The 7485-nt window shown below is 54.6% G+C and carries 4 protein-coding genes; 3 read left to right on the top strand and 1 reads right to left on the bottom strand.

Annotation, left to right across the window (positions count from 1 at the left end; genetic code table 11):
- Window positions 1-655: 655 nt before the first annotated feature.
- Entirely contained in the window at window positions 656-1171 is a 516-nt protein-coding gene (locus tag JE47_RS0118775; protein ID WP_031461223.1) for a CvpA family protein, read from the bottom strand.
- A gap of 306 nt (window positions 1172-1477) precedes the next feature.
- Here JE47_RS0118775 and JE47_RS0118770 point away from each other — a divergent pair, with 306 nt between their 5' ends.
- The 3 genes from JE47_RS0118770 (at window position 1478) to JE47_RS0118760 (ending at window position 7112) form a co-directional block, all read left to right on the top strand.
- Window positions 1478-3556: a PrkA family serine protein kinase gene (locus JE47_RS0118770; RefSeq protein ID WP_031461222.1), complete on the top strand. Its 2079-nt coding sequence runs from the start codon at window positions 1478-1480 to the stop codon at window positions 3554-3556.
- Between the two features lie 98 nt (window positions 3557-3654).
- Window positions 3655-4764 carry a DUF444 family protein gene (locus JE47_RS0118765; RefSeq protein ID WP_031461221.1) on the top strand — a complete coding sequence of 370 codons (1110 nt, stop codon included), beginning with the start codon at window positions 3655-3657 and terminating at the stop codon, window positions 4762-4764.
- A gap of 26 nt (window positions 4765-4790) precedes the next feature.
- Window positions 4791-7112, top strand: coding sequence for a SpoVR family protein (locus tag JE47_RS0118760; RefSeq protein ID WP_031461220.1), 2322 nt, complete (start codon window positions 4791-4793; stop codon window positions 7110-7112).
- The last annotated feature ends 373 nt before the right edge of the window (window positions 7113-7485 follow it).

The raw sequence follows: 7485 nt of genomic DNA, 5'->3' as shown, positions 1-7485 counted from the left end.
TACGCGGGCCTCTGGCCCGCATCGCAAGCACCTGGGTACACGGGCCTCTGGCCCGCATCGTGTGCGCCTGGGTACACGGGCCTCTGGCCCGCATCGCAAGCACCTGGGTACGCGGGCCTCTGGCCCGCATCGCAAGCACCTGGGTACACGGGCCTCTGGCCCGCATCGTGTGCGCCTGGGTACACGGGCCTCTGGCCCGCATCGCAAGCACCTGGGTACGCGGGCCTCTGGCCCGCATCGTGAGTACCTCATATTGCAGAAGAAGATTCGGTCAGGGCGCAGCAGTGCTGCGCCTGTACATCCAGAGACGATCATTCGGCTTGACTCCAGGGGTACCGCAGCTTTATACAATGCTATCACCCCAAACATCTGATCAACAATGTGTATTCCGGCGTTATACCAATTCTGTGAAAAACACCGTCGATTGTGTAGCCATTTATCTCCGCTATTCACTGCCTTACACGCTGCCCCATTCGTGCGTCTGCATGATGGTGTGTGTCGCCATCTTCTTGCACGGCTGGAAGCAGGCTATCCGCCGGTGCACCAGGCTGCTACGAGCTTCACCCTCCCCTTTCGCTCACCTAATGGAATGAGGAAGGGGGCTAGGGGAAAGGTGATCTAGCGTCGTCCAGAATCGGCCCCTGCCGGTACCGCCTTACGGCAAAATCCCAAACTCATTAAACGTGCGCACTGCGGTTACAAATAGTTCAGGCAGCAACAGCGTGAGCGGCTCGCCGAGGCGTAACATCCAGCTAGCTAACAGGGAACTACGGAGCAAGCTGCTCCACGGCTCAACGGGAAAGACCACCAGAACGATCAGCAGTGCTGTGACGGCAAGCAATCCCTGGACTAACCCCAGCAGCGCACCCAGCAGATGATCGAGCCATCCCAAGAAGACCAGCCCCGCCAGTGAATGCAACAACGATGCAAGCAAACTGGCAATGCCGCTTACCAGAAGCAACACAGCAATAAAGCCCAATCCCTGCGCCAGATTGGGATCGGTGATAAACGAACCCAGCCAGACTGCTACCTCATTACCGTATTGCCCGGCCAGCATAAAGCCGACAATAAATCCTACCACTGCCAGCACTTGCCGGATAATACCCCAGTACAGACCGAGAATAGTAAACAGACCAAGAATGACAAACAATACCAGGTCTACTTCAATCATCGAAGTTCCTTTCTGAACAAATGATCAACACGACATAAAGTCCTTGACGGGCGCGAAACACCTTGATATAATACCCTTACTTGAAAGATTCCTCGTACCGCTTCCCAGAGCACGCATAGCTGTCCCATACGGCGCGCGAGCTCACTGGCACGCGGCAACACCGCCGCAGAAAAGCCAGTCTGTACCCTGCACGTTGGCATCCCGGTAGAAGCAGCATCACCCGAATGGTTGATGCATGCTGCAACGAACTAACACACTCCGCCGGATTGGCGGTGGAGTAATCCCTCAGCAGGAGGATGTATGAACATGACTCTATCCGGTTTTGAGTTGATGAAGATGATTGGCGAGCAGCAGGATCGTCGCCGCTTTCAACAGCTCAACTGGCGCGGTACCTTCGCTGATTACCTCGATATTGTCACCCGCAAACCGCAAGTTGCCCGTAATGCGTTTCAGCGGGTCTACGACATGATTATGTCGTATGGAACCGAGGAGTTTATCGACGCCAAAAAGCGCTTGATTCGTTACAAGTTCTTTTCCGACGAATCGTTCGATGGCGACGACGCGATCTTCGGTTTGGAAATTCCACTCATGCGGCTAGTCAACTTCTTTAAAGGTGCTGCACGCGGGTATGGTACCGAGAAACGAGTGCTCCTACTGCACGGGCCGGTCGGTTCCTCGAAGTCAACCATCGTCCGCCGTCTCAAGCGCGGTCTCGAACACTACTCGCGCACCGAGGAAGGCGCACTCTACACCTACGACTGGTATCCCGGCATCATCGAGAATCATGATACCTTCGATTGGCGCAAGGTTCCCGAATCGGAGTGGGAAAAGTGTCCGATGCATGAAGAGCCACTCCACCTCATCCCTCGTGAATTACGGACAACCTTTATCGAGCGGATCAATGAAGGGCTTGACCCGGATCGTCAAATTCGTATCGAAGGTGATCTCTGTCCGGTCTGTCGCTTCCACTTCCGCGAACTCATGCAGCGCTACGAAGGCGATTGGCTGAAGGTAATGAACCACGTGCGGGTACGCCGGCTAGTCTTCAGCGAGCAGGATCGCATCGGGATCGGTACGTTCCAGCCCAAAGATGAGAAGAACCAGGATAGCACCGAATTAACCGGTGACATCAACTACCGTAAGATTGCCATCTACGGTTCTGATTCTGATCCTCGTGCCTTCAACTTCGACGGTGAGTTCAATATCGCGAACCGTGGCATTATTGAGTTCGTCGAGATGCTCAAGCTCGACGTCGCCTTCCTCTACGATCTGCTTGGCGCATCTCAGGAGCACCGCATCAAGTCGAAGAAGTTTGCGCAGACCGACATTGATGAGGTCATTATCGGCCATACTAACGAGCCAGAGTATCGCCGCCTGGAAAACAACGAATTCATGGAAGCGCTCAAAGATCGCACTGTGCGCATCGACATCCCGTATGTCACGCGCCTGCGCGACGAAGTGCGTATCTACGAGCGCGACTTCAACAAGAAGAAGGTTCGTGTCCATATTGCTCCCCATACGCTCGAAATGGCGGCAATGTGGGCCGTGTTGACCCGTCTCGAAGAGCCGAAGAAGCCGAACCTCACCCTTTTGCAAAAGCTCAAACTCTACAATGGGAAAACACTACCCGGCTTTACCGAAGACAACATCAAAGAGCTGCGCAAAGAGGCGGTACGTGAAGGGATGGAGGGCATTTCACCGCGCTACATCCAGGATAAAATATCGAACGCGCTGGTAAGCAACCAGGAAGAAGGCTACATCAACCCCTTCATGGTGCTCAACGAGCTAGAGAGTGGGCTGAAGAACCACGCACTCATCACCGATGAAGAGCAGCGCAAGCGCTACCGTGATCTGCTGGCGATTGTCCGCGAAGAGTATACGGAGATAGTGAAAAATGAGGTCCAGCGGGCGATCTCAGCCGATGAAGAGGCGATCAAGCGCCTGTGCGCAAACTACATCGATAACATCAAGGCCTACACCCAGCGCGAGAAGGTGCGCAACCGCTATACCGGCCAGTACGAAGAGCCTGATGAGCGTCTGATGCGCAGTATCGAGGAGAAGATCGATATTCCGGAGTCGCGTAAAGATGACTTCCGCCGCGAGATTATGAACTACATCGGCGCCCTCGCAATTGAAGGGAAGACCTTCGATTACCGCACGAACGAGCGGCTCCACAAGGCGCTCGAGCTGAAGCTCTTCGAAGATCAGAAAGATAGCATCAAGCTCACATCGCTCGTTTCGCGCGTGATCGACCGCGATACGCAGGAAAAGATTGACGTGGTGAAGGCTCGCCTGATCCGTGACTTCGGCTACAACGAGCAGTCGGCGACTGATGTGCTCAACTACGTGGCTTCGATCTTTGCCCGTGGTGATACACGTCGCTAAGCCTCGGCAGTAGCTTGTTCAACACTCAACCGACAACCGGCATCGAGGAGGGCGCCGTGTCGCCCTCCTCCGTTACCAGGATTGGTACTCCTATGGCGATGTCAATGAAACGTGCTGAACGCGATCTCAGCCGCTTCCGTGAAATTGTACGCGGGCGGATCAAAAAAGACCTGCGCAAATATATGTCGCAAGGTGAATTGATCGGACGGCAGGGTAAGCGCTTTGTCAGCATTCCAATGCCGCAGATCGATATACCTCAGTTTCGCTATGGTGCTAAACAGGCTGGTGGTGTTGGGCAAGGCGATGGTAACATCGGTGACCCAATAGCGCAGGGCGATGGTCAACCTGGCGCTGGGCAGGCGGGTGCTGAACCCGGTCAACATATTCTGGAAGTTGATGTCTCGATTGAAGAACTGGCCCAAATCCTGGGTGAAGAGTTGCAACTGCCCAACATTCAGCCTAAGGGCAAGAAGAATCTGATTAGCGAGAAGGACAAGTATAGCGGTATCCGACGTACCGGTCCAAATTCGCTCCGCCATTTCAAGCGAACGTACCGCGAAGCACTTCGCCGCCAGATTGCTGCTGGTGAGTATGATATCAACAACCCAGTGGTGATCCCGATCCCCGATGATATGCGGTATCGTTCGTGGAAAGAAACCCTTATGCCCGAAAGTAACGCCGTCATTATTTATATGATGGACGTGTCGGGTTCGATGGGTACCGAACAAAAAGAGCTGGTGCGGATGACCGCCTTCTGGATCGAGACCTGGCTGCGCTCACAGTATAAGTCCATCGAAATTCGCTATATCGTCCACGACGCCGCTGCCAAAGAAGTCGATCAACAGACCTTCTACCATATCCGTGAAGGTGGCGGTACCAAAATATCATCGGCCTACAAACTGTGCAATCGCCTGATCGACGAGCGTTATCCGGCGACCGAGTGGAATATTTATGCGTTCCACTTTTCCGATGGCGATAACTGGGGCGGTGGTGATACCCGTGAATGTGTGGAACTGCTCAAGCGTGAACTCCTGCCTAAAGTGAATCTCTTCTGTTACGGCCAGGTTCGTTCGCTCTACGGCTCTGGGCGTTTTGCCCATGACCTTGAAGAATACCTGCGCGGCGATGACCGCATTGTGATCGCCGAAATTGCCGATCGTGACGATATTTACGATGCGATCCGCGCCTTCCTCGGCAAAGGCCGCTGATCGCCCTAGCCCGATTTGGTGTGCGTATGAAAAGTACCCGCCTTCCCGCTCATCTCGAACAAGCACGACAGGAGATCGAGCAGATTGCCCGTGAGTATGGCCTTGATTTCTTCCCCATTATCTACGAAGTGCTCGATTACCGAACCCTGTATGAGGTAGCGGCGTTTGGCGGCTTCCCAACGCGCTATCCCCATTGGCGATTCGGTATGGAGTACGATCAGTTGCTCAAGGGCCATGTCTGGACGGGAAGTACCATCTATGAGATGGTGATCAACAACAACCCAGCTTACGCTTACCTGCTCGAGGGCAACGAAGATGTGACGCAGAAGATGGTGATGGCGCACGTCACCGGTCACGTCGATTTCTTCAAGAATAATATGTGGTTTGCCCACACCAATCGCAAGATGCTCGACACCATGGCAAACCACGCTGCCCGCATTCAGCGCATTATCGACCGAATCGGCTACGATCAGGTTGAAGATTTCATTGACACCTGTCTGTCGCTGGAAAACCTGATCGATTACCACGCTCCGTATATTCGGCGCCCCGAAGCGGTGACACCGCGCCCTATCGTGAGCGACGAAGAGCCACCGGTCGTCGAGGGCTTACCGGTCGAACGTGAGTACATGCGCGATTACATCAATCCACCAGAGTTTCTTGAAGCCCAGCGCCGAAAACTCGAGGAGGAGCGTGCCCGTCAGCGTCGCTTTCCAGAGAATCCACAACGTGATGTCCTGCTCTTTTTGATGAATTTTGCCCCCCTCGAAAACTGGCAGCATACGGTACTCGAAATCATTCGCGATGAAGCCTATTACTTCGCCCCACAGGGCATGACCAAAATTCTGAACGAGGGATGGGCATGCCTCCACGGTGATAGTCTGATCCCGACCGACCGTGGCATTATCCCGTTGCGTGAGCTGGTCTCGCGCCGTTATCGGTCACAGGTAAGCGATGGCGAGCGGCAACAGACGGTGTACGATTGGAATTGTTTCACCGCTTATCCGACTGTAACCATTCATACCCGTGCCGGTTTTACGCTGACCGGATCGTTCAATCACCGTGTTATGCTGGCTTCTGGCGAGTGGCGTCGGCTCGATGCCCTTCGCGTTGGTGATCAGGTACGTATAGCCGGTGGTACGGAGCTGTGGGCCACGCAGCCGGCACGGTTGCGGCGTCGCATACCATTGCCGCAGGTGCTGGCAACCGTTAGTGCTACTACCAGTCCATCGTTACCATCGCGTCGCCATCGTTATCACTCTGCTCCGACAGAAGTTGTTGATGAAGCTATGGCGACGGCCATCGGCCAGCGCTGTGTAACGCATCCCGATCACCGTGCGCTAGACGCCATCCGCCGTTCACCGCGACCACAGGTCGTCGCATTCCTGCGCGCTTTCATCGCCGGTGCTGTCGGTACTTCCCAAGAGTTGACCATTCCCTGCGTCAGTATCGAACTTGCTCAGACGGTGCAACTGCTGCTGGCAAACCTGGGTGTCCTGGCGCGCCGGATCGAGACAACATTGCAGATCGATGATCCTACGGCTCTTGAACGTGCCTACACCACACCGTCGCCCCCTGTTACCTGGACGGACGAGATTGTTGCCATTGAACGCGGTCGTGCCGATGTGTACGATATTTCGGTCACCGAAACGCATCGCTACGCTGCGCAGGGGTTCATCAACCACAATAGTTACTGGCATAGCACCATTATGACCCAGCGTGTCGCTTCGGCTGCCGAGATCATCTCATTTGCCGATCTCCATTCGGGCGTGGTCGCGACAAGCGGTGGTCGGCTCAACCCTTACAAACTGGGGCTAGAACTCCTGCGCGATATTGAGGATCGCTGGAACAAGGGTAAATTCGGCAAAGAGTACGAAGAGTGTGATGACATCGCTCTCAAACGCTCGTGGGATAAACAGCTCGGTCTCGGTCGCCAGAAGATTTTCGAGGTGCGCCGACTCTACAACGATGTGACATTTATCGACGAATTCCTCACCCCAGAATTCGTGATGGAGCAGAAACTCTTTACCTTCCGCTACAATCGCGATACCGATCTCTACGAGATTGCTTCACGCGAGTTCAAAGAGGTCAAAGAGAAATTGCTCTTCCGGCTCACCAATTTTGGCCAGCCGGTCATCTTTGTCGAAGATGGTAATTACGGCAACCGGGGTGAACTTTACTTACGCCATCGCCACGAAGGCGTTGATCTCAAGATGGACTATGCCCGTGAGACGATGCGCAACTTGTATAAAATCTGGACGCGGCCTGTCCATCTGGAAACGGTCATCGAAGAGAAGCGACGTCTACTTTCGTTCGACGGTCGCGATTTTAGTGAGCGACGCATAGATTAGCATTTGGGCAGAGCAGTGTCTGGGAAACTTTAGTGCATTCTCTCACCTCTCAGCACGTGCCGGTATGGTTTCTGCCTCATGAGGCTGCGGAAGCCTGAGTTTCCGCAGCCGATAATGAGTGCAGGTGATGAGAAGTGTGAGAGGCACAAACTCCCAATTCCTCACCCGGTATGGAACCGGTAGGGGATGCCAAGTGCGTTCTGCAGCACGGACACGGCACCACCTTAACCCGACACGGCATACCAAAGCGACCCTCGCATTCCCTTGCGGGCCAGAGGCCAGTGCTCTCAGGTTCCTCTCCTAGGCTCCTGCAGTCACATGCGGGCCAGCGGCCCGCGCTCCCAGGAGCAATGTGCACACGTTCACCCGCTGG

This window comes from Chloroflexus sp. MS-G (assembly GCF_000735195.1).
Lineage (GTDB): Bacteria > Chloroflexota > Chloroflexia > Chloroflexales > Chloroflexaceae > Chloroflexus.
This window is presented reverse-complemented; position numbering and strand designations above follow the sequence as displayed.